General features: G+C 66.9%; 23 protein-coding genes, 1 tRNA gene and 1 pseudogene. 15 read left to right on the forward strand and 10 right to left on the reverse strand.

The genetic code is table 11. The annotated features are described in order from the left end of the window. The first annotated feature begins 12 nt into the window (after nt 1–12). Together ACZ0AE_RS01125 and ACZ0AE_RS01130 are read left to right on the forward strand one after the other, a co-directional pair. Complete coding sequence (locus tag ACZ0AE_RS01125) at nt 13–255, forward strand: winged helix-turn-helix domain-containing protein (protein WP_392732909.1); 243 nt, start codon at nt 13–15, stop codon at nt 253–255. 23 nt (nt 256–278) lie between these two features. Then, the gene (locus ACZ0AE_RS01130; RefSeq protein WP_038692635.1) at nt 279–1,703 is read left to right on the forward strand and encodes an ATP-binding protein; all 1,425 of its coding nucleotides are present in this window, start codon (nt 279–281) and stop codon (nt 1,701–1,703) included. A gap of 158 nt (nt 1,704–1,861) precedes the next feature. On the opposite strand, the gene ACZ0AE_RS01135 is transcribed toward ACZ0AE_RS01130, so the two are convergent. Together ACZ0AE_RS01135 and ACZ0AE_RS01140 are read right to left on the reverse strand one after the other, a co-directional pair. Further along, nucleotides 1,862–2,683: a M90 family metallopeptidase gene (locus tag ACZ0AE_RS01135; RefSeq protein ID WP_463600180.1), complete on the reverse strand. Its 822-nt coding sequence runs from the start codon at nt 2,681–2,683 to the stop codon at nt 1,862–1,864. Beyond that, the gene (locus tag ACZ0AE_RS01140; RefSeq protein ID WP_038692631.1) at nt 2,650–2,922 is read right to left on the reverse strand and encodes a hypothetical protein; all 273 of its coding nucleotides are present in this window, start codon (nt 2,920–2,922) and stop codon (nt 2,650–2,652) included. The genes ACZ0AE_RS01135 and ACZ0AE_RS01140 overlap by 34 nt, the downstream gene beginning before the upstream one ends. 130 nt (nt 2,923–3,052) lie before the next feature. Here ACZ0AE_RS01140 and birA point away from each other — a divergent pair, with 130 nt between their 5' ends. The 4 genes from birA (at nt 3,053) to ACZ0AE_RS01160 (ending at nt 5,675) form a co-directional block, all read left to right on the forward strand. After that, complete coding sequence (gene birA, locus ACZ0AE_RS01145) at nt 3,053–4,018, forward strand: bifunctional biotin--[acetyl-CoA-carboxylase] ligase/biotin operon repressor BirA (RefSeq protein ID WP_463600181.1); 966 nt, start codon at nt 3,053–3,055, stop codon at nt 4,016–4,018. Next, nucleotides 4,015–4,752 carry a type III pantothenate kinase gene (locus tag ACZ0AE_RS01150; RefSeq protein WP_463600182.1) on the forward strand — a complete coding sequence of 246 codons (738 nt, stop codon included), beginning with the start codon at nt 4,015–4,017 and terminating at the stop codon, nt 4,750–4,752. Before birA ends, ACZ0AE_RS01150 begins: the two co-directional genes overlap by 4 nt. A gap of 9 nt (nt 4,753–4,761) precedes the next feature. Next, nucleotides 4,762–5,583, forward strand: a complete 822-nt coding sequence (locus ACZ0AE_RS01155) for an SPOR domain-containing protein (protein ID WP_463600183.1) — start codon at nt 4,762–4,764, stop codon at nt 5,581–5,583. Between the two features lie 16 nt (nt 5,584–5,599). Further along, nucleotides 5,600–5,675: transfer RNA gene (locus ACZ0AE_RS01160), tRNA-Thr, on the forward strand. Between the two features lie 30 nt (nt 5,676–5,705). Here ACZ0AE_RS01160 and ACZ0AE_RS01165 read toward each other — a convergent pair. Continuing rightward, nucleotides 5,706–5,828 (reverse strand): annotated as a pseudogene (locus tag ACZ0AE_RS01165) (GTP-binding protein); the annotation flags it as partial. Between the two features lie 127 nt (nt 5,829–5,955). Further along, nucleotides 5,956–7,020, reverse strand: coding sequence for a hypothetical protein (locus ACZ0AE_RS01170; RefSeq protein ID WP_463600184.1), 1,065 nt, complete (start codon nt 7,018–7,020; stop codon nt 5,956–5,958). 242 nt (nt 7,021–7,262) lie between these two features. Here ACZ0AE_RS01170 and rocF point away from each other — a divergent pair, with 242 nt between their 5' ends. The 3 genes from rocF (at nt 7,263) to ACZ0AE_RS01185 (ending at nt 8,965) form a co-directional block, all read left to right on the forward strand. After that, nucleotides 7,263–8,183 (forward strand): arginase, encoded by a 921-nt coding sequence (rocF, locus tag ACZ0AE_RS01175; protein WP_448132817.1) that lies wholly within the window; start codon nt 7,263–7,265, stop codon nt 8,181–8,183. Nucleotides 8,184–8,416: 233 nt separating this feature from the next. Continuing rightward, on the forward strand, nt 8,417–8,554 hold the full coding sequence (locus tag ACZ0AE_RS01180; protein ID WP_038691079.1) for an entericidin A/B family lipoprotein: 138 nt from the start codon (nt 8,417–8,419) through the stop codon (nt 8,552–8,554). A 189-nt stretch (nt 8,555–8,743) separates the two neighbouring features. Then, nucleotides 8,744–8,965 (forward strand): CsbD family protein, encoded by a 222-nt coding sequence (locus ACZ0AE_RS01185; RefSeq protein ID WP_038691077.1) that lies wholly within the window; start codon nt 8,744–8,746, stop codon nt 8,963–8,965. 92 nt (nt 8,966–9,057) lie between these two features. Here the strand turns inward: ACZ0AE_RS01185 and ACZ0AE_RS01190 are convergent, their stop codons facing one another. Then, nucleotides 9,058–9,879, reverse strand: a complete 822-nt coding sequence (locus tag ACZ0AE_RS01190; RefSeq protein ID WP_463600185.1) for a hypothetical protein — start codon at nt 9,877–9,879, stop codon at nt 9,058–9,060. A 108-nt stretch (nt 9,880–9,987) separates the two neighbouring features. On the opposite strand from ACZ0AE_RS01190, the gene ACZ0AE_RS01195 reads away from it, so the two are divergent. The 4 genes from ACZ0AE_RS01195 to ACZ0AE_RS01210 all read left to right on the forward strand — a co-directional run bounded on the left by ACZ0AE_RS01195 (nt 9,988) and on the right by ACZ0AE_RS01210 (nt 14,496). After that, nucleotides 9,988–11,277 carry a tryptophan--tRNA ligase gene (locus ACZ0AE_RS01195; RefSeq protein WP_038691073.1) on the forward strand — a complete coding sequence of 430 codons (1,290 nt, stop codon included), beginning with the start codon at nt 9,988–9,990 and terminating at the stop codon, nt 11,275–11,277. Between the two features lie 138 nt (nt 11,278–11,415). Then, nucleotides 11,416–11,754: a hypothetical protein gene (locus ACZ0AE_RS01200; protein WP_463600186.1), complete on the forward strand. Its 339-nt coding sequence runs from the start codon at nt 11,416–11,418 to the stop codon at nt 11,752–11,754. A 31-nt stretch (nt 11,755–11,785) separates the two neighbouring features. After that, nucleotides 11,786–12,721, forward strand: a complete 936-nt coding sequence (locus tag ACZ0AE_RS01205) for an MBL fold metallo-hydrolase (protein WP_463600187.1) — start codon at nt 11,786–11,788, stop codon at nt 12,719–12,721. A gap of 122 nt (nt 12,722–12,843) precedes the next feature. Beyond that, nucleotides 12,844–14,496 (forward strand): M28 family metallopeptidase, encoded by a 1,653-nt coding sequence (locus ACZ0AE_RS01210; RefSeq protein ID WP_463602045.1) that lies wholly within the window; start codon nt 12,844–12,846, stop codon nt 14,494–14,496. A gap of 6 nt (nt 14,497–14,502) precedes the next feature. Here ACZ0AE_RS01210 and ACZ0AE_RS01215 read toward each other — a convergent pair whose 3' ends face one another. Together ACZ0AE_RS01215 and ACZ0AE_RS01220 are read right to left on the reverse strand one after the other, a co-directional pair. Continuing rightward, nucleotides 14,503–15,075 carry a hypothetical protein gene (locus ACZ0AE_RS01215; protein ID WP_463600188.1) on the reverse strand — a complete coding sequence of 191 codons (573 nt, stop codon included), beginning with the start codon at nt 15,073–15,075 and terminating at the stop codon, nt 14,503–14,505. Between the two features lie 153 nt (nt 15,076–15,228). Then, on the reverse strand, nt 15,229–16,572 hold the full coding sequence (locus tag ACZ0AE_RS01220) for an MFS transporter (RefSeq protein ID WP_038691065.1): 1,344 nt from the start codon (nt 16,570–16,572) through the stop codon (nt 15,229–15,231). Between the two features lie 183 nt (nt 16,573–16,755). Between ACZ0AE_RS01220 and yedA the strand changes: the two genes are divergently transcribed. Both yedA and rarD read left to right on the forward strand, forming a co-directional pair. Continuing rightward, nucleotides 16,756–17,655, forward strand: coding sequence for a drug/metabolite exporter YedA (gene yedA / locus ACZ0AE_RS01225; RefSeq protein ID WP_463600189.1), 900 nt, complete (start codon nt 16,756–16,758; stop codon nt 17,653–17,655). Further along, the gene (gene rarD, locus ACZ0AE_RS01230; RefSeq protein WP_141058158.1) at nt 17,652–18,557 is read left to right on the forward strand and encodes an EamA family transporter RarD; all 906 of its coding nucleotides are present in this window, start codon (nt 17,652–17,654) and stop codon (nt 18,555–18,557) included. Before yedA ends, rarD begins: the two co-directional genes overlap by 4 nt. Nucleotides 18,558–19,229: 672 nt before the next feature. Here rarD and ACZ0AE_RS01235 read toward each other — a convergent pair. The 3 genes from ACZ0AE_RS01235 to ACZ0AE_RS01245 all read right to left on the reverse strand — a co-directional run bounded on the left by ACZ0AE_RS01235 (nt 19,230) and on the right by ACZ0AE_RS01245 (nt 25,430). Then, the gene (locus tag ACZ0AE_RS01235; RefSeq protein ID WP_463600190.1) at nt 19,230–22,052 is read right to left on the reverse strand and encodes a TonB-dependent receptor plug domain-containing protein; all 2,823 of its coding nucleotides are present in this window, start codon (nt 22,050–22,052) and stop codon (nt 19,230–19,232) included. Between the two features lie 896 nt (nt 22,053–22,948). After that, nucleotides 22,949–24,259, reverse strand: a complete 1,311-nt coding sequence (locus tag ACZ0AE_RS01240) for an ABC transporter permease (RefSeq protein WP_463600191.1) — start codon at nt 24,257–24,259, stop codon at nt 22,949–22,951. 10 nt (nt 24,260–24,269) lie between these two features. After that, a complete protein-coding gene (locus ACZ0AE_RS01245; RefSeq protein ID WP_038691047.1) occupies nt 24,270–25,430 on the reverse strand; it encodes an ABC transporter permease in 1,161 nt (386 codons plus the stop codon). Nucleotides 25,431–25,441: the final 11 nt, after the last annotated feature.

A 25,441-nucleotide genomic window follows, 5' to 3' on the forward strand; every position in this document is an offset into this window, starting at 1 on the left:
AGCGGCAGCAACGTGGACCTCACCAGCTACGAGTACAAGGTGCTGGAATACCTGATGATGCATGCCGGTGAACTGGTCTCCAAGGCCGACCTCACCGAACACATCTACCAGCAGGATTTCGACCGCGACTCCAACGTGCTGGAAGTGTTCATCGGCCGCCTTCGCAAGAAGCTCGATGCCGACGGCGAACTCAAGCCGATCGAAACCGTGCGTGGCCGGGGCTACCGCTTCGCCATTCCGCGCAACGAGGGCTGAGCCGCTAGCCGGGCGAAGGGATGATGTCAGGCCGTCTGTGGTTCTTTAAACGCTGGCGGCCGCGCTCATTGCAGGCGCGCCAGCTGCTGGCCGCCTCGGTCGGCCTGGTCGCGTTTCTGGCCATCGCCGGCTACGCGCTGGATGCGGCATTCGCCGATACCGCGCGCGCCAACCTGCGCGAGCGGCTGAAGAACTATGCCACCGCCTATGCGGCCGGCATCGACTTCACCCGCGACCGCTCGCTGTACATCCGCGAACAGCCGCCGGATCCACGTTTCGACGTGCCCGGCAGCGGTCTGTACCTGCAGGTAGTGATGCCCGGCGGCAAGGGCAACTCGATGTCCGCCGAAGGCCCGATGCTGCCCACCGTGGGCGGTGGCCTGCTGGCCCCGCGCCAGGAGGTGTTCGAGGGCCCGCTGCCGATGATCCAGATCGATGGCAGCCAGGGCTCGGTGTACCGCTACGGGCTGGGCCTGGTGTGGGATGCCGACGCCGACCCGGCTACTGAATTCCCGTACACCATCTACGTGATGGAAGACTCGCGCGCGCTTGGCGCGCAGCTGCGCGTGTTCCGCGGCCGCGTCTGGTTCTGGATGGGCGGCGCTGGTCTGATCCTGCTGATGCTGCAGACGGTGATTCTGCAGTGGAGCCTGCGCCCGATGCGGCGCGTGATCACCGAGTTGACCAAGGTGCAGCGCGGCGAGACCGAGCGCATGAGCGAGCGCCATCCGCGCGAGCTGGAACCGCTGACCGACAGCATCAACGCCTTCATTGAAAGTGAGCGCGAGAATCTCGAGCGCCAGCGCAACACCCTGGCCGATCTTGCGCACAGCCTGAAAACACCCCTGGCGGTGCTGCGTACGCAGCTCGACAGCGGCGCGCAGGACCAGGACCTGCGCCAGGAGTTCGACGTGCAGCTGCGGCGCATGAACAACCTGGTGTCCTACCAGTTGGCGCGTGCGGCCTCGTCGGGGCACAAGTTGTTCTCGGCACCGCTGCCGATCGAGTCCAACGCCGAGGAAATCGTGCGCGGGCTGGAGAAGGTGTACGCCGGCAAGGGCGTGCTGTGCGAATTCGATATCGACGAAGGTGCGCGCTTCCACGGTGAGCCGGGCGACCTGCAGGAACTGCTCGGCAACCTGCTGGAAAACGCCTTCAAGTGGGCCAAGCGCCGCGTGCTGCTCACCGCCAAGCCGTTGCCGGCCCCGGGGGCACGCCGCGCCGGGCTGGTGCTGTCGGTGGACGACGACGGCCCGGGCATCGCCCCGGAAGACATCGCCAAGGTGCTGCAGCGTGGCGTCCGCGGCGACGAGCGCGTGCAGGGCCATGGCATCGGCCTGTCGATCGTGCAGGACCTGATCAAGGATTACCGCGGCGAACTGCAGGTCAAGCGCTCGCCGGAGCTGGGTGGTGCGCGGTTCGAAGTGAAGTTGCCGCCGGGGCCGTGATCGCCGCGCGGTTGCGAGCGATTACCGCGGGGGCCGGCAATGCATCGACCAACGGTCGATGCCTACCCGACGTGGCCAACGCGCCAAGCACGGGGCCGGTACGAAAACCCCCCAACATCCCACGATAGGTACCGACCGTTGGTCGGTACGAAAAACGATCAGCGCACCGCGGTAGGCACCGACCGTTGGTCGGTACCCGGCAACCCCGGCGAAGCCCCATAAAACCGACGCAGATGCGCGGCCACGCCCGGCATCTCCTGCGCCAACAGATCCGGCGCAGAAAAGTGGTATTCGGTCGCCACCGCGAAGAACTCTTCGGGCGCTTCGGCCGCATACGGGTCGATCAGCGTCTCCCGGCCACGGTCCACCTGGGCGCAGAACCTGTCATACGCCGCCTGGAAATCCTTCGCCCATTCGCGCTGCCATTCGCGCGGGAGCGGCGGGGTGCCGTCGATCGCCCCATCGAGCGCATCGATCTTGTGCGCCATCTCATGCACGGCCACGCAGTAGCCCGCATGCGGATCGGCGATGTCGGCCTGGATATCGGCCCAGGACAGAATCAGCGGACCGCTGTCCCACGATTCGCCAATCAGCTCGTCGTCCCACTGGTGCAGTACGCCGGCCGCATCCACGTGGCTGCGCTGTACGCGGAACGCGTCCGGATACACGATCAGTTGCGACCAGCCGCGCAGGCCCACCTCGCCCAGTTCCAGCAGCGGCAGGCAGCACAGCGCGGCCAGCAGGACCGCATCGCTGTCATCCAGAACCAGGCCGCCTACTGGGCTGATGGTTTTTTCATGCAGGAAGCGCGCAGCCAGGCCGGCCAGTCGGTCGCGGCGTGGTGCGTCCAGTCCCTGCAGCCACGGGCCACGCTGGCAGCTTTGCTGCCACAGAACCGGATCAATCGCGCGCGGCGTGCGCCGCAGCCAACCCCACATACGTTCGATCAGCGGAACATGCCCGGCAGGAAGCTGTGCCATTTCGGCGCGCGCAGGCGCGGCAGGACGTCGTCGTCGCCGCCACCGCCGCTGCTGGTGCCGCTGGCCGCGCTCGGCTTCACGGCCGGTGCGCGTGCGGCAGGTGCCGCCGCCGGTGCGGTGCGCTCGCTCTCGGCCGGCGAATACACACAGCCGCCCCGCCCCGTGCTGGTCAGCGCATCGGAAGCATGCGCGGCCAAGGGGGCCATCAGCAGGATCAGGCAATGGGCGAACGGGCGCATCGTCGACATCCGGAAGGGCGGGTCAGTCTTCGATTCTAGCCCGATTCAGGGCCGTGATTGGAACCCCTCCCGGCAGGCAAGCGGCGGGGCTTTCCCGCATACTTTTGCCGATCACCTGATGGAAGCTGCCGTGGACGACCGCCAACTGCTGGCCAAACTGGGCGCCGGGCGCCTGTCCGGCGACGCCCTGGCCCATGAGCTGGGCGTGACCCGGGCCGCGATTTGGAAGCGGATTCAAGGGCTTAGAGCCGCCGGGGTCGAAGTGGAGGGGCGCGCGGGCGAAGGCTACGGCCTGACCCGGCCGATGGACCTGCTGGACGCCGATGCTATCCGCGCCCGCTTGCCGAAGGACGCCCAGGCGCTGGTGCGCGACCTGCAGGTGGCGTGGACGGTGGACTCCACCAACGCCGAATTGCTGCGGTGCAGCGCGCCTGAACAGGGCGTTCGCGTCCTGTTGGCCGAGCGCCAGACCGGCGGTCGGGGTCGGCGCGGGCGTACCTGGGCCTCGCCGTTGGCCGCGCATGTGTACCTGTCGGTGCTGCGGCTGTTCTCTGGCGGGCTGGTGCGCCTGAGCGGCCTGAGCCTGGTGGCCGGCATCGCGGTGGCCGAAGCGCTGCACGACCTGGGCTATGTGCAGGCGCGGCTGAAGTGGCCCAATGACCTGATGGTCGACGGGCGCAAGCTGGTGGGGTTGCTCGCCGAGGGCGGCGGCGAATATGCCGGGCCGGCGCGGGCGGTAATCGGGATTGGCATCAACGTGCACATGCCGGCCGCCTTCGCCGAACAGATCACCCAGCCCTGGATCGACCTGGACACGCTGGCCGGCGCGCCGGTGGACCGCAATACAGTGGTCGCGGCGGTACTGGCGCGGCTGTTGCCCGCGCTGGAGACGTTCGACGCCGAGGGCTTGGCACCGTTCCTGCCGCGCTATGCCGAACTGGATCTGCTGCGCGGCCAGACCGTGCGCGTGGAGCAGGGCGGGCAATGGCGCGAAGGCACCGCGCTCGGATTGGCCGACGATGGCGCGCTGCGCGTGCGCATCGACGGGGTGGAGCAGCACGTGCATGCAGGCGAAGTCAGCGTGAGGGCGCAATGAGCGACTGGTTGTTCGACCTCGGCAATTCCCGGTTCAAATTCGCGCCGCTGCAGGGTGTGCGCGCCGGCGATGTGCAGGCCTGGCCGCACGGTGCCGAGACCATGCCCGCCGAGCAGTTGCAGGCATTGCCCAGTGGCGATGTGGCCTACGTGGCCAGCGTCGCCGCGCCTACCCTGACCCGCAGCATGCTGGCGATCCTGCAGGGCCGTTTCCGCGAGGTGCGGGTGGCCCGTACCGAGGCCCGCTGTGCGGGTGTGCGGGTGGCCTATGCCGACCCGGCGAAGTTCGGCGTGGACCGCTTCCTGGCGCTGCTGGCCGCGGCCGAACGCGGTGAAGCGGTGGTGGTGGCCGGGGTGGGCACCGCGTTGACCATCGACCTGCTGGATGCCGATGGCCTGCACCACGGCGGCCGCATCGCGGCATCGCCAACGACCATGCGCGAAGCGCTGCATGCGCGCGCGGTGCAGCTGCCGCCCACCGGCGGTGACTATAGTGAGTTCGCCAATGACACGGCCGACGCGCTTGCCTCCGGTTGCGACGGTGCAGCGGTGGCCCTGATTGAACGCAGCCGCGCGCAGGCGGCCCGGCTGCTGGGACACCTGCCGGCGCTGCTGGTGCATGGCGGCGGCGCGCCCGCGCTGATGCCGCTGCTGGAGGATGCGCATTACCAGCCTGCGCTGGTGCTCGACGGCCTGGCGCGCTGGGCCGTGCATCAGCCGGCAGGCACACGGTAGGATCGCCGCATGCTGACCCGTGCCCTGATCGTCGTGCTGGCCATCCTCAACCTGGGGGTGGCGTTGTGGTGGATGTTGCGGGGCGAACCGGCGCCCGCGCCGCCGCCGCCGACCACCGGGGTGGCCCAGCTGCAGCTGCTGCCTGCCAGTGCGAGTGCGCCCCCGGGCGCCGCCATTGCCAGCACGCCCGCCGCGGCGCTGGATGACGTGACGCCGGCACCCGTGCCGCCACCGCCGGCCGCTGCGCCGGCCAAGGCACCGGCTGCCGAATCTCCCGCGGCCACCGCTCTGGCGTCTGCGCCCGTTGCCGCGCCGCCTGCGCCCGGAGCGGCCGTAGACCAAGCACCTGCACCCGTGCCCGCCGCGCCCGCCCAATGCGTGAGCCTGGGTCCGTTCACCGACCGCGCCGCGGCCCAGGCCGCGCAGGCCAAGGCCGGCGGCACGCTGCGTGGCGCGCGTCTGCGCGAGGTGGCCGATGCCGGGGCCACCCGCTACCGGGTGGTCCTGCCCGCGGCCGCCAGCCGCGAGGACGCGCAGGCCACGGTCAAGCGCATCGTCGCCGCCGGGCTGAGCGACTACTACATCATCGCCAACGGGGAAGAGACCAACGCCATTGCCCTTGGCCAGTATCGCAACCGCGAGGGTGCTGAACGCCGCATGGCCGCGCTGAGTGCCGCCGGCTTCAACGCCCGCCTGATCGCCAGCGGTGGCGACGGCAGCGCGCAATGGTGGCTGGACGCGACCCTGGCAGCCCCGGCCGATGCCAGCGTCGCCCGGCAACGCAGCGGTGCGGCCCAGCAACGCTCGCTCGACTGTGCGCGGGTGCGTTAGAATCGCCGCGCGCCATGCCGCTTTAGCTCAGTTGGTAGAGCAACTGTCTTGTAAACAGTAGGTCATCCGTTCGATTCGGATAAGCGGCACCATCTTCTGCGCCCCTCAGCGATCGGCTCCGATCAGCTGGTTTCAGCAAACCGATACGACAACAACGACTTCACCAGGAACGTCACCTGGGTGGCCGAGCGCGCGTCCACGCGCATCACCGGCAAGCGGAAGCCGGCGTCCAGCAGCGCCTGGCGCACGCCACGGAGGGTCATCCTGGTAGCGCCGCTGCTCAGCCTTTCACCGGACCAGCCCAGGTAGTCATGCCGCTGCGCCGGAGCTCGACGGCGCACTGATGACTACCGGACGGTACTGGAGGATCCACTATCTGTCGATATCTCGAGCTGAATCTGCCGCCGGGGCAGACGCCGTGGCGGAGTCAATGCATCGATGGGTGATCTGAAAGCGCGTGCCAGACACAACCTCCTCAGGCTTGAGGGAGGTCTCGCATTCCCTGTTTCCAGTCTGCCGAACCTTGCATTCGCCCATTACGCATGCCCACGTTGTTCCCGTGGCAAAGGAGAGGTCTACAACCTTGGTGCTTCGTCCGCTGTTGACGAGGGCGTAAGTCAAGCTCGACGGGTCATCCTCGTATCGTGAGTGACCTCGACCGGTGAGCAACACCCATTTTTCGTTCGTACCCTTTCTCAACCCCTTGGACGTCAAAGCAGCAAGGGCGCTTGAGCCAAACGCCTCCTTTCCGGTCACGCGCTTGTCGAATCCGACAAGCCGAATGAATCCCTCCGACTCCAACCGGACCAGACGCTCGACAAGGACCAGGTTCGCGGAACTTGATCGGCCATCCCTCGATTTCGCCCAGAAGAGGTCCTCAAACACTGTTTCCCTTCCATGTCGCGCCGCATCTCGAACAGCATCAACGGAGGAGGGCGGGATCTCTATTCCAACGAGGACAGGTGCTGACGTTGATGCTAGTCGGCAGACGAAATCCAAGAAGATTGTTGGGCTTTGGGAATTTCCGTGGGTTTCACCGAATACGATGACGTTAAAGCCCTCTGCATCGGTCGAACTCAAGAGTGAACTTCTGCCTGGCGTGCATGCTGTCGAAAGAGGTTCACCTGAACCGGCGCATGAAGTGGAAAGGAGGGCCAGAGCCAATGGCGCGATCAGGTAGGCGGCCCTGAATCTCAATGTGAAGGCAGCAATAGAGGATGCGCTGAAAAGCGAATTTGCTGTGCCAAGCCAGCGTGAGATGGGCTGAGCAATTGATGTCTCTCCAAGCCTTCGATGCTCCGGAATGCTCGGCGCCTCGTTGCGGTACAGACGTTGCAAACCACTCTCCTTGGGTTTGAAGAACTGCCTCGCGTTACCGGGATTGGTTTGGTTGCTTGGTTCTTTGCGGATACTCAGAATTTCCACAGTTACAGTCAAGCGACGGTTGCGTGATCCAATGTAATGGCGGAGCAGACGCGTGCAGTCGCGCGATGTAGCCGATCTTCTCGATGAGCGTACCTTTTGTCCCCCGCCCACTGGTTGGAAGGGGATTGCCGTGGCGCGGCGCGGAAGTGCGCGCTCGGGGGCACCCGTTGACAGCCCTGCTGCACCGCCGCGAGTGGGTCTGCGCGGAGCTGGCTAGACTGTGGCTCTTTTTTCGCATTTGCAGGAGGCATCCCATGGCCACGTATCCCCCGGTTTCCCTGATCGGCGTTCCCACCGACATCGGCGCGGGCCATCGCGGCGCCGGTCTCGGCCCGGATGCACTGCGCATCGCCGGCCTGGGCGACGCGCTGGCCGCGCGTGGCGTGGACGTGCGCGACCTGGGCAACCTGGACGGCCCGCGCAACCCGTGGACCGCGCCGGTGGAGGGCTATCGCCACCTGGACGAGGTGGTGGCGTGGAACCGCGCGTTGATGGACGCCACCTACGCCGAACTGCAGGCCGGCCGCATGCCGATCATGCTCGGCGGCGACCATTGCCTGGGCATCGGTTCGATCACCGCGGTGGCGCGCTGGTGCCGCGAGCAGGGCAAGACCCTGCGCGTGCTGTGGCTGGATGCGCATTCGGATTTCAACACCAGCGAGGTCACCCCGTCGGGCAACGTGCACGGCATGCCGGTGGCCTGCCTGTGTGGGCTGGGCCCGGACGCGCTGACCCGGTTGGGCGGCGATGCCCCGGCGATCCGCCCGCAGCAGGTGCACCAGATCGGTATCCGCTCGGTGGACCAGGAAGAGAAGCGGCTGATCAAGCAGCACCAGGTGGATGTGTATGACATGCGCTACATCGACGAAGCCGGCATGAAGCGCACTATGGAAGCGGCGCTGCACGGCATCGACGACAACACTCACCTGCATGTCAGTTTCGATGTGGACTTCCTGGACCCCAGCATCGCTCCGGGCGTGGGCACCACGGTGCCGGGCGGGGTGAACTACCGCGAGGCGCAGTTGGTGATGGAGATGATCGCCGACACCGGCCGCATGGGGTCGCTGGACATCGTGGAACTCAATCCGCTGCTGGACAACCGCAACAGCACTGCCGTGCTGGCCGTGGACCTGGTGGAAAGCCTGTTCGGAAAATCCACCTTGATGCGCGACTGAAGACCCCGCCGGCCGGGGCTTTCCTGCGGTTTGCTGAACGCTGGCGCGGTGCGTTCACATTCGCTGCACGCGTCTCCCGCCAGATTGCACTTCACGCGGCGGCGGTGCTGGAAACAGCCACGACGTCACCGCGATCGGGAAGAGGATCTGCCATTGCCGCCGTGCGGTGGCGGGTTCATCTGACAGGTGGGACCGGATTGCCGGTGTCGACGTAGATTAAACAGGAGAACCCCATGAAGCGTGTTATTGCACTGATGCTGTTGTCGATGTTCTCGGTAGCCATGCTGTCCGGCTGCAACACCGTTGCCGGTGCTGGCAAGGACGTGCAGAAGGCCGGCGAGAAGGTCGAAGACGCCGCCAAGACCAACTGATCCACGCGATCAGGCTGCACCGAAAAAGGTCGGGAACTCCCGGCCTTTTTCGCGTCTGGGGCATGCGTCCGCCAGCACCTGTTCAACCACGTGAGCATGCGTTTCATCCGCGCTTGACCGCCACCGAACGTCGTCCATCGCATTCTGTCCGTGCGGCGAAGGTGCCGTTGCAATCAAGGAAGCGAACCCATGAACAAAGACATCATTTCCGGCAAGTGGACGCAGCTCAAGGGCAAGGCGCAGGCCAAGTGGGGCGACCTCACCGATGACGATTTCAAGGTAGCCGAAGGCAACGCCGAGTACCTGGCCGGTCGCCTGCAGGAACGCTATGGCTGGGCCCGCGACCGCGCCGAAACCGAGGTCCGCGACTTCGAAACCGCCATTCGCAAGGACTACCCAGATTACAAGTGACGCCGGCACGTACGTGCCAGCCACAGCTTCACCGGGTGTATGAAACGAAACGGGCCGCATCGCGGCCCGTTTTTTTGGATGCATGTGCCCGCTCAGCGGCGACCGCCGCCCGGCGGGTCGGGCACGTACTGCGACGGGAACGCGCGCGGACCGTCCTGGCGCGGCGGCTGCACCGGCAGGATGCCGCGTGCGCGCAGGTTGCTGGCACTGTCGTAGCGCAGCTCGGTCTGCTGCACCGGGTAGTCAGTGGAACGTTCGAAGGTGGTATCGCGGACCTGCGAGGTTTCGCGCGCGCCATGCCCGGTGCCCAGCCGCTGGGCCGGTGCAGCCGGTGCAGGCGCAGCCGAGCCACGCGCGCTGCTGTCAGCCATGGCTTCGGCCTGCGCGTCGTCATGTAGCGTGGACAAACGGCGGCGCCCCGGCACGGGCTTGAGCGCGGGCGTGGTCAGCACGGCGCCGGCTTCGCGGAACACCGCGATGCCGATCACCCCGATGTTGTCCGGGCGGCCGGTGCGCCCGGCGTAGCTTTTGCCGGGCGAAGTGAACACGAACTGCGCCACCTCGTCCTGCGATTTGCGCCAGCCGCTGATGTCGGCCGTCTGCCAGGGGTTGAGCACGTAGCCGGTCTGGCCGGGCGCGGCCACCTCGCCGCTGATGGCGTTCAGGCCATCCACCGACACCACCACCAGCACCCGCTCGGCGCTGTGGTTGCGCAGCCGCACACTGTAGCGGTGGCCCTTTTCCCCGGCGATCCAGCGCTGGCCGCCGTCGCGGTACTGCGGCAGCGTGGTGCCCGCATCGCGGTCCAGCACGGTCAGGTAGACCGGGCCGGGATCCAGGCGCGGGGGCAGCGGGGCCGGGCGGAAGCCGCACAGGGCCAGCACGGCAAGCAGGGGCAGCAACAGGCGTTTCATGGCACGGCTCCACGTTGGGGTGATGGGTTGAACGGCCTACCGCTGCCAACGGGGTTGGGCGCGGGCAGGTAAACTGGTCTGGTTCACCTGTCCGTAATGATCCCCCCTATGACCACCCGCGTTCTTACCGGCATCACCCCCTCCGGCACCCCCCACCTGGGCAACTATGTGGGCGCCATCCGCCCGGCCATCGCGGCCAGCCAGGCGTCGGAGATCGAGAGCTTCTTCTTCCTGGCCGACCTGCACAGCCTGATCAAGGCGCAGGAGCCCGAGCGCACCCAGCGTTCGACCCTGGAGATCGCGGCCAGCTGGCTGGCCTGCGGGCTGGACCCGGACAAGGTGTGGTTCTACCGGCAGAGCGACATTCCCGAAACCACCGAGCTGATGTGGTTCCTCACCGCGATCGCCAGCAAGGGCATCCTCAACCGCGCGCATGCCTACAAGGCGGCCGTGGACAAGAACCGCGAGGAGCAGCTGGACGAGGACGCCGGGATCAGCGCCGGGCTGTTCATGTACCCGGTGCTGATGGCCGCCGACATCCTGATCTTCAAGGCCAACCGCGTGCCGGTGGGCCGCGACCAGATCCAGCACATCGAGATGGCGCGTGATTTCGCCCAGCGCTTCAACCACGTGTATGGCAAGGCGTACTTCCCGCTGCCGGAGGTGGTGATCGACGAACAGGTGGCCACGCTGGCCGGCCTGGACGGGCGCAAGATGAGCAAGAGTTACCACAACACCATTCCGCTGTTCGCCCCGCGCGCGGAGCTGAAGAAGCTGGTGTTCTCCATCCTCACCGATTCGCGCGCACCGGGCGAGCCGAAGAGCACCGACGGCTCGGCGCTGTTCCAGATGTACCAGGCCTTCGCCAGCGCCGAACAGACCGCCGCGTTTGCCCAGGCCTTCGCCGACGGCATCAGCTGGGGCGATGCCAAGCAGCAGCTGTTCGAGCGCATCGACGCCGAGCTCACCCCGCTGCGCGAGCGCTATGAGGCGCTGATGGCCGAGCCGGAAAAGATCGAGGCGCTGCTGCGCCGCCGTGGCCAGCAGCTGCGCGAGCAGTACGCCGTGCCGCTGCTGAAGGAACTGCGCCATGCGGTGGGTCTGCGTGACCTGTCCAGCGCCGGCGACATCGCCGGTGACGATGCCACCGAAGCGCGCGCGGCACCGCCGCTGTTCAAGCAGTACCGTGAGCAGGACGGCCGCTTCTACTTCAAGCTGCTGGCCGGTGACGGCAGCCTGCTGATCCAGAGCGAGGGCTTCGATTCGCCGCGTGATGCCGGCCAGTTGATCGGCGTGCTCAAGCAGACCGAACACGGCGATGGCCTGCAGAGCGAGTTGTTCAAGCTGGACGCCGAAGTGGACGTGGTGCTGGCCGCATTGCAGGAACTGCGCGGGTAATGCCGGCCGCGGCGATCCGTAGTGCCGGCCGCTGGCCGGCAACCAAGCGATCGCGGTAGTGCGTGGTGCCGGCCAGCGGCCGGCGCTACCGGGTTCGGGCACGTGGCATGATGCGGGCATCCTGATGGGGAGACTGCGATGGCCTGGTTGTCGTTGTTGTTGTTCCTGCCCTGGTTCGTGCTGCTGGGTGCGCTGTATTGGCTGTTTCCGCGGCAGCCGCGTGATGCGGCGCGGCGCGCGTTCGATGCCATCGCGCTGCTGCTGGCCTTCGTGCTGAGCATCGCGGCGATGCTGTGGGGCCACCATATCGGCGTGGTGCAATCCGATGCCGGGCCGATCTGGCGCCAGGTGCTGGCGGTGCTGTATGCCTATGGCGCATTCCTGGCGGTGCTGGTCGGCGCGATCCTGCTGCGCACTTCGTGGCTGGCCCAGCGTGCGACCAAAGCCGCATCGAAGCAGGCCGGTGGATCATCCTAAGATGGAGGCGTAATCCGCCCGGGATGATCCGATGTCGTTCGACCCCAGCATCCACACCATTGATACCGGCTTCATGCAACGCGGCAGTTTCGACGCGGCCTACCTGGTCGTGGAGAACGGTCGCGCCGCCTTCATCGACTGTGGCACCGGCCTGGCCGTGCCGGCGATGCTGGCCGCGCTGCAACGCGCCGGGCTGGCCGTGGACGCGGTGGACTGGTTGATCCTCACCCACGTGCACCTGGACCACGCCGGCGGTGCCGGGCTGCTGATGCAGCAACTGCCGCACGCCCGGCTGGTGGTGCATCCGCGCGGTGCGCCGCACATGGTCGATCCAACCCGGCTGATCGCCGGGGCGACCGAGGTGTATGGGCAGACGCAGATCGAGCACAGCTACGGCCCGATTCTGCCGGTCAGCCCCGACCGCGTGGTCATCGCCGACGACGGCCATCGGGTGGATCTGGCCGGGCGCAGTCTGCTCTGCATCGACACCCCCGGGCATGCGCGCCACCACCTGTGCGTGTGGGACGCGCGCAGCCGCGCATGGTTCACCGGCGACACCTTCGGGCTGTCCTACCGCGAACTGGACAGCGACCGCGGCGCGTTCATCGTGCCTACCTCCTCGCCGGTGCAGTTCGACCCGGAACCGCTGAAGCAGTCGATCGCGCGCCTGCTGGCGGTCGCGCCGCAGGCGATGTTCCTCACCCACTACGGCCGCGTCCAGGACGTGGCCAGACTGGGCGCCGACCTGGTCGAGCAGATCGATGCGATGGTCCACATCGGGCACCAGTGCGATGCGCGCCCCGACCGCCACCGCTGCCTGGTGGCGGCGCTGACCGCGCTGTACCTGGAGCGCGCGCAGGCGCACGGCTGCCGGCTTGACGATGCGGCGGTGACGCAGGTGCTGGCGATGGACATCGAGCTCAATGCGCAGGGCCTGGCCTGCTGGCTGGACCGCGACCGCCGGTAGGCCACGACCGTTGGTCGTGATGCTCCCGGCATCGCCGCCACGGCATCGGCTGCACGGTCATGCAGGTGTCACGTTACACTCGCAGGCCCTTGCTTTCCGTGCTGGTGCCTGCCGTGAATCCGATGCGCATGTTGCTGCTGTCGTCCTGCCTGTTCGTGGGTGGCTTGGCCCACGCGGCCAATGACCTGCCCGGCGGCGGCATCGACCCGCAGGCACTGTCGCGGCACGTGCGCATCCTGGCCTCGGACGACTTCGAAGGCCGCGCCCCGGCGACGCCTGGCGAAGAGCGGACCGTTCAGTACCTGATTGAAGAATTCAAGAAGTACGGCCTGCAGCCCGGCGGCGTGGACGGCAGCTGGGTGCAGCCGGTGCCGATGGTGCGTGCCCAGGTTGAGGGCCCGGTGCGTGCACAGCTGCGCCAGAAGGGCAGCACGCGCACCCTGGCCAATGGCGAGGACGTGACCCTGCAGAGCCTGCGACCGCAGCAGGCGGTGGCCATCAAGGACGCACCGCTGGTGTTCGTCGGTTACGGCATCGACGCACCCGAGCGGCAGTGGAACGACTACAAGGACGTGGACCTGCACGGCAAGATCGCCGTGGTGCTGATCAACGATGCCGACTTCGAGGCCGACCAGCCCGGCGCGTTCGATGGCAAGGCGGTGACCTACTACGGCCGCTGGACCTACAAGTTCGAAGAGGCTGCCCGCCGCGGCGCGCAGGGCGTGCTGATCGTGCATGAAACCGCGCCGGCCGCGTATGGCTGGGCCACGGTGAAGAGCTCGGGCACCTCGCCGCTGTTCGACATCGAGCGCACCCCCGAGCAGGCGCTGGCCCAGCACGTGCCGGTGCGCGGCTGGATGCAGCGCAGCCTGGCCGAGCAGTTGTTCCGCGACGCCGGCCTGGATTTCGATGCCGAAAAGCGCAAAGCCATGACCCCGGCGTTCAAGCCGGTGGCACTGGGCGACGCGCGCCTGTCGGTGGACTTCAAGCTCAAGCGCGAGCAGGTGATCACCCGCAACGTGGTGGCCAAGCTGCCTGGCGGCGCGCATGCCGATGAAGCGGTGATCTTCTCCGCGCATTGGGACGCGTTCGGTATCGGCCAGCCCGATGCCAAGGGCGACCGCATCCGTCGCGGCGCGATCGACAACGCCACCGGCGTGGCCACCGTGCTGGAGCTGGGCCGCGTGTTCGCCGCCGGCCCGCAACCGCAGCGCACGCTGTACTTCGTGGCGCTGACCGCTGAAGAGAAGGGCCTGCTCGGCGCCAGCTATTACGCCGCGCACCCGCTCGCCCCGCTGGACAAGACCGCCGCCGTGTTGAACATCGAGATGTTCAGCCCCGATGGCCCCACCCGTGACATCGCGTCCTGGGGCAAGGGCCGGGTGTCGCTGGAAGGCGACCTGGAGCGCGTGGCCAAGGCCCGCGGCCGCAGCTATTCGCCGGACCCGAACCTGGAAGCCGGCTTCTTCTACCGCGCCGACCACTTCGCCTTCGCCCGCCTGGGCGTGCCGGCCATCACCATCGGTCCGGGGTTGGACATGACCGACGGCGGCGTGGAGAAGGGCCGTGAACTGCGCGATGCCTACTTCGCCGCGTGCTACCACCAGGCCTGCGACGCGTGGACCCCCACCTGGGATGCCAGCGGCCATGCCGCCGATACCCTGCTGGTGTACGACCTGGGCGCCGAGCTGGCCAACAGCCGCCGCTGGCCGCATTGGGAGCAGGGGTCGGAGTTCCGCAAGGTACGCGAGCAGAGCGAAGCCTCGCGCCGCTGAGGCGCCTCAGCGGCGGCGCGGTCCACGGCGTGGCCCGCGGCGCGGCAGCGGGTTCGGGGGCGGCAGCGGGCGCCCCAATCGCAGCAGGGCCCACCCGAAGCCGACCATCCCCAGCGCGAAGGCCGCCTCGATGCACTGTTGCACGGTGAAGGCCACCGGCGAGAGTTCGTACCAGAGCCAGCGCGGCGGCCCGCGCACGTTGGACAGGGTCACCCCGCGATACACCGCCACCGCGATCTTGAGCAACATCCCGGCACTCAGCGCGGCCGCCGCAACGAAGGCGTAGCCGCCCGCGCGCCCGCGATACCGCCAGCGCCACTGCCGGAACAGGGTGACCGCGCACAGCAGGGCCGCGCCCAGGAGCACCCCGGTCAACGCATGTTGTACCGGTCTCAGCCACGGCCGCAGGGGCCGGTCACGCTGCTCCAGGCGTTCGCAGGCCAGCGTATGCGCCTGCTGCTCCAGCGCGGTAGGCACGCCGGCCACGCTGCTGGGGTGGCGGTCGGGCACCGGCTGCCCGGCGCGACATTCGCGGGCACCGCCGACGGCCGGGACCAACAGCCCCAGCCCGATCAACATCCACAGGATCCATCCCCGCACCGCCACGTCCCTCTGCTGCGTCATCCAGTGCCCTGCGCCGCATCATCGGCGCAGGGTCACGGAGAAGGGTACGCGATCGGCCGGCCGTGATTGAAGCGCGGGCCGCGCGTGCGGCCCGCCACCGTGCAACGCTTACGGCTGGGTGCGGGTGCCGTCCAGCCAGTTGGGGCCTTTGTTCTTCAGGAAGAACACGTACACCACCAGCGATACCGCGATGATCGCGGTGACATACCAGGCGAACTGGCCCACCCGGTCGGTGGTCTTGGCCGCCTGGTAGAGCAGCGGCGCGGTGCCGCCGAACAGCGAATTGGCCATGGCATAGCCGAAGCCCACGCCCAGTGCACGCACGTGGGTGGGGAACAGTTCGGCCTTCACCACCGCGTTGATCGAGGTGTAGCCGGTCAGGATCACAAAGCCGATGGCCAGGATCACGAAGGCCATCAGCGGATCCTGCTGCTGGGGCAGTGCCGTGATCAGGTAGTGGCTGTACAGCACGCCGCCCACGCCGAAGAACACCAGCAGGCTCTTGCGGCCGACGATGTCGGACAACCAGCCGCCAATGGGCTGCAGCACCATCAGGAAGGTCAGCACGCCCAGGTTGATCAGCGTCCCGGTCATCACGTCGGTGCCGGCGAACGCGCTCTGGATCATCTTCGGCCCGTTCACCGAGTAGGTGTAGAAGGCCACGGTGCCACCGGCGGTGATCAGGAAGCACAGCAGCAGCGGCCGCCACTGGTGCACGAACAGTTCGTACATCGAGCCGGACGCCTTGGCCCGCCCTTCCTTGGCCGCTTCGATGGACGACACCTCCAGCGATTCGTCCATGCTGCGGCGCAGCCAGAACACCACGATGGCGGCGATGCCACCGATGCCGAAGGCGATGCGCCAGCCCCATTCGGAGATCTGCGGCTTGTCCCAGAAGGTGAGCATGCCCAGCAGGGTCAGCTGCGCCAACACGTGGCCGCCCACCAGGGTGACGTAGTGGAACGAGGACAGGAAGCCGCGCCGGCCGGGAATGGCGGCCTCGGACATGTAGGTGGCGCTGGTGCCGTATTCACCGCCGGTGGCGAAGCCCTGCAGCAGGCGCGCGAACAGCAGGATCACCGCCGCCCAGATGCCGATCTGCGAGGCGGTGGGGGTGATGGCGATGAGGAACGAACAGCCGGCCATCACCGTGACCGAGACCGTCAGCGCCAGGCGCCGGCCGTAGCGGTCGGCGAAACGGCCGAAGTACCACGCCCCGATCGGGCGCATCAGGAAGGTGGCGGCGAAGATCGCCCAGACGTACATGGTGGAGTTCTTGTCGGCGGCCGAGAAGAACTGCGATTCGAAATACACCGCGAACACGGAGTAGACGTAGACGTCATACCACTCGACGAGGTTGCCGGCCGAGCCTTTGAGGGTGTTGGAGATCGAGCGCCGCAGCGCGGCCCGCTCGGGGTGTGCCACGGCGGCGGAGGAGGAAGGGGTGCTCATGCAGGGAGGGTGTCCTGGCTGGGAAACGGTAGTGCGTCACCCTTGTTACCCTACCGCACGTCAACGACAGGTGCCCGACACCGGCGCGCCGGGCGGCCAAAGCAGACACAGCTTGCCGTTTTACTTCGTGAACCGGGCGGCGCAGTGGCCTAGAATCCGGGTTCCCCCGGATGGTGGTGTGCCATGTCTTCGCCCGAACCCTCAGCGGCTGCTCCCCGGAGCGGCCTTGTCGTACTGGCCCTGTTGCTGGTGTATGTGGTCTGGGGGTCCACCTACCTGGGCATCCGGCTGGCGCTGGAGGGCGGCGCCCTGCCGCTGACGACGGTGTCCGGCGCCCGCTTCATCATCGCCGGGTCGCTGATGTACGCGGTGCTGCGCTGGCGCGGGATGGCCGCGCCCACCGGCCGCCAGTGGCGCAACCTGGCCATCATGGGCCTGACCATGCTGGTGCTGGGCAACGGCATGGTGGTGCTGGCCGAGCGCACGGTGTCGTCGGGCCTGGCCGCCACGGCGGTGGCCTCGGTGCCGTTGTGGATGGCGCTGTTCGGGGCGATGCGCGGCACCCACGCCAGCCGTGGCGAGTGGCTGGGCATCGCGATCGGCTTCCTGGGCGTGGTCTGGCTCAACGCCGGCAGCAGCCTGACGGCGTCGCCGCAGGGGTTGATCCTGCTGCTGATCGCGCCGATCGGGTGGGCCTTCGGTTCGGTCTGGACGCGCGGGCTGGACCTGCCCAACCCGTTCATGACGGCCGCGGGGCAGATGCTGTGCGGCGGGGCGATGCTGGTGGCGCTGGGCGTGGCCACGGGCGAGCGGCCGACGACGTGGCCGAGCATGAACGGTCTGTTGGCGGTGGCCTACCTGTGCATGTTCGGTTCGATCGTGGCGTTCACGGCCTATGTGTGGCTGCTGCACAACGTGCGCCCGGCCCTGGCGGCCAGCTATGCCTATGTGAATCCGGTGATCGCGGTGATGCTGGGCGCGTTGATCGGCCACGAGCGTTTCGGGCTGCATGACATCGCGGCGATGGTGGTGATTCTGGTGGGCGTGCTGGTGCTGACGCTGGCCCGGACGCGCGCGAAATGAGCGCGCTGCCGCAGCACAGTCTGCAGGAGCAACGGCGCGGTCTGGCGATCACGGCGTTTACGTTCACGCTGTGGGGGTTGGTGCCGGTCTACTGGCACCTGCTGCAGGCGGTGCCGTCGCAGCAGATCATCGCGCACCGGATCATCTGGAGCACGGTGCTGGTGGTGGCCTGGCTGCTGCTGAGCGCGGGGACGGGCTGGTGGAAGCAGATTGCGGCGCAGAAGCGGGCGCTGCCGACGCTGGCGTTGAGCAGTGTGGCGATTGCGTTCAACTGGGGGCTGTACATCTGGGCGATCAATGCGGGCCATGTGATCGAGACGAGCCTGGGGTATTTCATCAATCCGCTGGTGAGTGTGGTGCTGGGGGTGGTGGTGCTGAAGGAGCGGCTGCGGGGGTTGCAGTGGCTGGCGGTGGGGTGTGCGGCGTTGGGGGTGGCGTGGCTGACCTACGATGCGGGCACGCCGCCGTGGATTGCGTTGGGGCTGGCCTGTTCGTTCGGGCTGTACGGGTTGTTGCGGAAGCTGATTTCGGTGGACCCGGTGGCGGGGTTGGGGGTGGAGAGTCTGTATCTGTTCCTGCCGGCGATCGGGTTTGCGTTGTGGAGCGAGAACGGGCACGGCGGGGGCTTTTTCAGCGGGTGGGGCTGGAAGAACGATGCGCTGCTGATTCTGGGCGGTGCGGTGACGGCGCTGCCGTTGATCGGGTTTGCCTACGGGGTGAAGCGGATTCCGCTGTCGCTGGTGGGGATCCTGCAGTACATCGCGCCGAGCCTGGGGTTGTTGCTGGGGGTGTTCTTCTTCCGCGAGCCGTTCGATACGGCCAAGGCGATTGGCTTTGCGGCGATCTGGACCGGGCTGTTGCTGTTTATCGGCGACAGTGTGTGGCGGTCGCGGCGGGGGTGACGGGTTTTTTTAGAAGCTTTTTGAAGAGCGCAGAGCGCAAAGCGCAAAGCGTAGAGCCGAAGCTTTGGTTGGCGCGTGCGACGGGCCGGGCGGGGCTGGGTGGGCTCGCGGGACACGCCGCAAGTACGTCCGTGTAGGCTCGTGAGCGCCATCCATGGCGCCCAACGGTCCCGCAAGCCCACCCAGCCCCACCCCCGACAGTGGATCGGTAGCCATGGGCAGGCGAAGCAAGCGGCACAAGCCAAGCAGGCCAGGCACGGCAATTGATACGAGGTAGGGTCGGTTCCCAAACGACTGCCGATACGGTTGGTCGGCGCGGCGAACGCATGCTGCCCATCGAAGAAGGCCCTGGCCACACACAATAATCTCAAGCAAGAACGCACATGGAAACAACGGGCTGTTGCTTCGGATGTTTCTGTGAGAACCGCAATGTGTCTTGGGCTGGTGGGAGGGGGTTGGCGGGACCGTTGGGCGCCATGGATGGCGCCCACGAGCCTCCAGGGATGGATTCACGGCGTGTCCCGCCAACCCCCTCCCACCAGCCCAGCCCGACAAACGCACGGTCCCGCACTGCTCTTGATTTAGGGCTTCCAGCTGAAGAAAACAAAAAAGGCGGCGCCCGAGGGCGCCGCCTTACTTCCATTCAACGGCTTGGAGAGAGTAAGCCGTGGATCAGAAACGCTGCTGGTACTTCATGTACATGTAACGGCCGATGTCGAAGCCACCGTAGTAGGTGAAGCTGCTGTTCGGCTGGCTGTACATGATCGGACCCTGGTGGTCGAACACGTTGTTCATGCCCATCGAGATGGTGCCGTTCCACGGCAGGATGTAACGCATCTGGATGTCATGGAAGGTGTTCGAACCCACCTTGTTGATGCCCTGGTTGCCGGTGTACGGCGAGCTGAAGCCCGGGTTGCTGCATTCGGTGGCGAATGCGCAGTTTTCCTGCATGCCCGAGTAGTAACGTGCCGTCCAGCCCAGGCCCAGATTGCCGTACTGCCAATCCAGATTCAGGTTCGAGCGCACGCGGAAGTTGCCTTCCCAGCCCGTGTACTGGCGCACCGGCGTGGTGTCGACGTTGTCGTTCTTGCGTTCCAGGTAATCCACGTACGTGGTGTTCCAGGTGATCGCGAACTTGCCGATCGCCAGTTCCGGCAGGCGGTAGCGCACCGAAATGTCATAGCCGGCCGTTTCCTGGTAGCCGGCGTTGAGCAGGGTGCGGTCCAGGCTGCTGACCTGACCGATGGTCTTGCCCGACTTGCTGCGGGTGAAGCGGCTGCATGCCGCGTCCACGCCCTGCACGTAGCACTGGTTGAGCATGTCCGTGGCCGACTCACCGACGATCACGTCGTTGATGCGGATCTTCCACCAGTCCAGGCTCAGGTCCAGGCCCGACACGAACTCCGGGCTGTACACCAGGCCCACGGTCCAGGTCTTGGCGGTTTCCGGCTTCAGATCGGCGTTGGAGCCGGAGGTGAAGTCGGTGCCACCCTGCTGGCCCGGCACCGTGGCGGCATTGCCGTCGGCGGCGAGCTGGTGGAAGTTGGCCGGAACGCCCTTGGCCAGGCAGCGTGCCAGCACCTGCGGGTTGTTGGCCGCAGCGCCGAAGGTCATGTCGCACGGGTCGGTGTACGAATCACGCGTGGTGACCGTGCCGCCGTACAGATCTTCCACCGTCGGTGCGCGGAAGCCGGTGCCGTAGGTGGCGCGCACCAGCAGGCTGTCGATCGGCTTCCACTTCAGGCCGAACTTGGTGTTGGTGGTCGAACCGAAGTTGCTGTAGTCCGAGTAACGGGCGGCCATGTCCAGCGACAGCTCGCGCGCGAAGGCCATGTCGGCCAGCAGCGGCACCTGCAGTTCCAGGTAGGCTTCGTTGAGCGAGTAGTCGCCACGGGTCGGCTGGCCGGAGGTGCCGGCAATCTGGCCCTTCTGCACCATCATGTCCGGGTCGTAGCTGGATTCTTCGCTGCGGTGCTCGAAGCCCATGGCGCCCATGATGTCACCGGCCGACAGGCTGAACAGCGAGCCGGAGATGTTCGCGCTGGCCACCTTGGTGGTGCTCTGCATCTTGTCGGTGAAGCGGGTGAACAGGAAGTCCTGCACGTCCTGGTTGCCCAGTGCGCCCGGGCCGGTGTAGCCCATCGGCGCCAGCGGGTTCCACGGCGTGCAGCCGGCGATCACGTTGCCGGCGCTGCCGCAGTGGGCCACGCCATTGGCATCCAGGAACGACGGACCGACCGACTGGTTGACGTTCGGCTGGTACATGCTGCCCGTACCGATGCGCTCGCCTTCGTTGCGGTTGTACATGTAGCTCACGTTCCAGTCCCAGTACCGCGAACCGGTTTCGAAGCTGCCTTCCACGCCCACGCTGGCGCGCTTGGTGGTGAGGTTGTTCTCGGTGGCGCGCGGCAGTTCCTCGGTGCGGTGCGCGAACGCCACGTCACGGCCGAACGGGTTGAACGCGCTGTCCTTGGACAGCAGCGCACGCGAGCCGGTGCTCTGGTACGGGTAGCCGGCCAGCTGCTTGGTCGACTCACGCTCGGTGTACAGCGCGTCGGCCACCAGGCGCAGGTTGTCGTTGATGGCAAAGCCACCGTTGGCAAACACCGACTTGCGCTGCAGGCCGGTGAGCAGGCTCATATTGGTCTTGGTGTTGGCGTCGTTGGCCTTGTTGGCCGGCACGAAGTTGCCCAGCTGGGTCGGGTCGCCGCCCGGGCCCACGCTCAGGTTCTTGCCGTCGACAGTGGCATAGCCCCACGGGGTGACGCCGCTCAGGCCGTCAGTCGGGTGGCGCGGGCCGTTCGGGTAGGCGGTGAACTCACGCGCGCTGCCCAGCACCGCATCTTCGTCGGAATACTCGCCGCCAACGGTGACCCAGCCGCGGTCGAAGGTCTTGCCGAAGGTGGCGCTGTAGCCGGTCTTCTGGCCGTCGCCTTCGCTGTACTGGCCGACGTAGGCGTTCACTTCCGCGCCGTCGAAGTTCTTGCGGGTGATGATGTTGACCACGCCGGCGATGGCGTCCGAGCCGTACAGCGCCGAGGCGCCGTCGGTCAGCACTTCCACGCGGTCCACGATCGAGGACGGGATCGAGGCAAGGTCGGAATAACCGGCGGCGGAAACGCCCATGCGGCGGCCGTCGATCAGCACCAGGCTGCGTTCCGGGCCCAGGTTGCGCAGGCTGACGTACATGCCGCCGAAATCGCGGCCCGACTCGAGCGAGTTGGCGCGGCTCATCGCCGGCGCACCGGCCGCGGTGACGTCCTGCAGGATGTCGGCGACGTTGACGTAGCCCTTCTTCTCAATCTCGGCGCGGTTCAGCGCGACGACCGGCTGGGCGCTCTCGACGCTGGCCTGGCGGATGCGCGAGCCGGTGATTTCAATGCGGTCCAGATTGGTGGTGCCGTCAGTGGCGGTCTGGGCGAAGGCAGGGGCACTGCAGCTGGCAACAAGCGCGATGGCAATCGCGTTGCGCAGCGGGTGGGTCTTCAAATACATCCGTGCGATATCTCTTTTCAGGAAAAACAAGCGCCCTTGCGGGCGACGTGGGGAACAACATCACGACCCGGGGGGCGGGAGTCTAATGACTTTTCAAAATTTTTACTTTCACTTGAAAGCATAAAAACCGCTAAAAATGAACGATGGCTGACAAATTCGCGGGTTCGCGAACTATCTTTTTCCAATGCGCGCCGTCGTGTGTGCAGTGCATCGCACTGATGCAGGCAGAGGCACCGATAACGGCGATGCACCCTGCAACTTGAGTGCCGGCAGACGCGCACAACGACAAGCGTTCAGCATCCGCCACCCGGTAGAGCCACCCCATGGGTGGCTACGCAAAAAAAGTTCTTCTCCCATCTGAGGGAAGCGTCTTGTTGCAATGGCCGTCGCAGAGTGAGCACGACGGGACGCGGGTCGCCGGATGTGCAGGCGCCGCGGCTGGCGTCTCCGATCGGGGAGGTCGCGAGCGTGAGGGCCCCGTAGCAGCCGGTAGGCCCCTGGCGCAAATGTCCCCCGGCCGCTGGGCGGCCTCCTCCTTTATTTTGCCCAGGAGCCTACCGGCTGCTACGGGGCTCGGCTTGCGGTGCGCAGGTGGACGCCACGTTTTTTGGAAGGCTGTCGGTGGGTCGGGCGCTGGGCCCCGATGCCCTTGGAGGCGAAATAAAGGGGGAGGGGGCGGCCGCAGGCCGACGCCGGAGGACATTCGCCGGAAAGGGTATCGGGGCCCAGCGCCCGACACGCCGACGGCTGCGCCTGGAAAGCGCCAATGCACGTTTTTGCCTGCCCCGCAGATGGGCGAAGAACCAAAAAAAACCGCACCCTTGCGGATGCGGATGCGGTTCGTGGTTTGCTATTGCGTGCGCGCCAACGCGCGCGCGGGTGCATCCTGTGCGGTGTCAGGTCTCGCGCAGTGCCGTGGTGATCGGCAGGCGTGCTGCACGCAGGGCCGGGAACAGCCCACCCACCAGCCCGATGCCCAGCGCCCACTTCAGCCCCGTCCACAACAGCTGCGGGGACACCTGGAACTGGAACACCACCTGGCTGAAGTTGTTGCCCAGCGTGGACACGGTGTAGTTGTTGAACACCAGCCAGGCCACCAGCCCGCCGAGAAGGCCGCCAAGCAGCGCCAGCAGCATGGTTTCCAGCATCACCGCCGTCACCACCGGCAGGCCACGGAACCCGATCGCGCGCATGGTGGCGATCTCCCGCGCGCGCGTCGCCACGGCCGCGTACATCGTGTTGAGGGCGCCGAACACCGCGCCGATGGCCATGATCGTGCCGATCACCGTGCCCAGGATGCTGATCAGCTTGCTCAACCCGCCGGACTGCTTGCTGTAGTACGCGCGGCTGGTTTCCACGTCCAGCTTCAGCCGCGGGTCGGCTTCCATCGCCGCCTTGAAACGGGCGAATCCGGCCGTGCCGTCGGTGCGCACATTGACCGACTGGTAGGCACTGCGGTTGTAGGTGGTGGACAGGGTCTGGGTGTCGGCCCACAGCTCGGACTCGTGCACGTCGTTGGAGGCGAACACGCCCACCACGGTCCAGTCCTGCTTGCCCAGCTGCAGGGTCTTGCCTACCTCCAGGCCCTCGAACTGCGCCTTGGCCCCCTTGCCCACCACGATCTCGCGCAGGCCGGGCTTGAAGCGGCGGCCTTCAATGATGCGGATCGTCTTGCGCACCTCCCACGCCTTGTCGCCCACCCCGCGGAACTGCACGTTGGTGTCGCTGTGGTCGCTGCGCGAGAGCAGGCTGATCACCTGCGACAGCTCGGCCGACACCAGCGGCTTGCCATCGGTGCCACGGGCCACGCCGGGCAGGCTTTGGATCAGCGGCAGCTGGTCGCGCATGATCACCGAGTTGGTTTCGGCCTGCGAACCACCGCGCAGCACGATGGCCACGTCGTCGCTGCCGCTGCGGTTGAGCGTGGCCTTGAAGCCGTCGCCCATCGCCAGCATCGCCACCAGCACGCCGACCACGCCGGCAATGCCGACCACGATCACCGACGAGGCACCCCAGCGCTGCGGCAGGCTGGCAATGCCGATGCGTGCGGCCGCCAGCGACAGCCGCCCGCTGCGGGTCAGCAGCAGCCAGGCCGCCACGCCCACCGCGATGGCCAGTACCGCCGGCCACGGCAGCACGATCCAGACCACCAGGGCCACCGCCAGCAGCAGCACGGTCAACACGTTCCACATCCAGTGCGTCTTCATGGTGGGCTCCTCAGCGTCCGGCCAGTGCGTCGACGATCTTCAACCGCTGCGCGCGCAATGCCGGCAGCAGGCCCACTACCACCCCGATCACCGCCATCAGGCCCAGCGCCATGGCCCAGGTCTGCGCAGGCACGCCCGGCAGGCTGATCATGCCCTGGCTGTTGGCGCTGATGGCCGGCATCAGGATCGCGGCCAGGCCCATGCCGATCAGCCCGCCCAGCACGATCAACAGCACCGACTCCACCATCACCAGCACCAGCACGGTGCCGTCCTTGAAGCCCAGTGTCTTCAGGATGGCCAGTTCCGGAATGCGTTCGCGTACCGCCTGGGCCATGGTGTTGCCGGTCAGCAGCACCAGGGTGAAGAACACCGCGGCCATGATGCCGGTGACGATCAGGCCGATGTCGGCGAACTGCTTGGCGAACGCCTGCGAGAACGCCGCTTCGGTCTGCGACTTGGTTTCGCGGTCGGAATTGAGCGACAGCGCATCGATCGCCTGGGCCACGCGCGAGGCGTGCGCCGGGTTGTCCAGCTGCACGGTGTAGAAGCTGACCTGGTTCTTGATGTAATCGTTGGACTCGTCGAAGTAGCTCCAGTGCAGCAGCAACTGGTTCTCCGCGCCGGCGTTGTTGCGGTCCTTGGCCCGGTAGATGCCCACCAGTTCCAGCGGCCAGTCGTTGCTGCCCTTGCGCGGGAAGATGGTGGCCTGCATCGGGATGGTGTCGCCCAGCTTCCAGCCGAAGCGCTTGGCCAGGGTCTCGCCCACGATGGCGCCGGTACGGGTGTTCTTGAACGCCTCAGCCTGCGCCGGCGGCAGCTCGAACTCCGGGTACAGGTCCATGTAGTTGTCCGACACCGAGAAACTGGGGAAGAAGTTCTTCGGGTCCTGGTAGATGCCCCCGAACCACATCGCGTAGTTCACCTTGCGCACGCCCGGGGTGGCCTCGATGTCGCGCAGCAGGCGCAATGGCAGGCTCTGGGTAATCGACAGCTTGGAGGACACCACCAGCCGCTTGGCACCTTCGATGGTCTCACCGCCGGAGTTGAACGCCACACGCACCGAATCGAGCATGCCAAACAGCAGGAACGCGGCCACCACCGACAGCAGGGTCAGCAGCGTACGTGTCTTGCTGCGGAACAGCTGGGCCCAGACCAGCGAGAAATACTTCATCGCGGCATCCT

Source organism: Stenotrophomonas sp. AC248 (assembly GCF_979258185.1).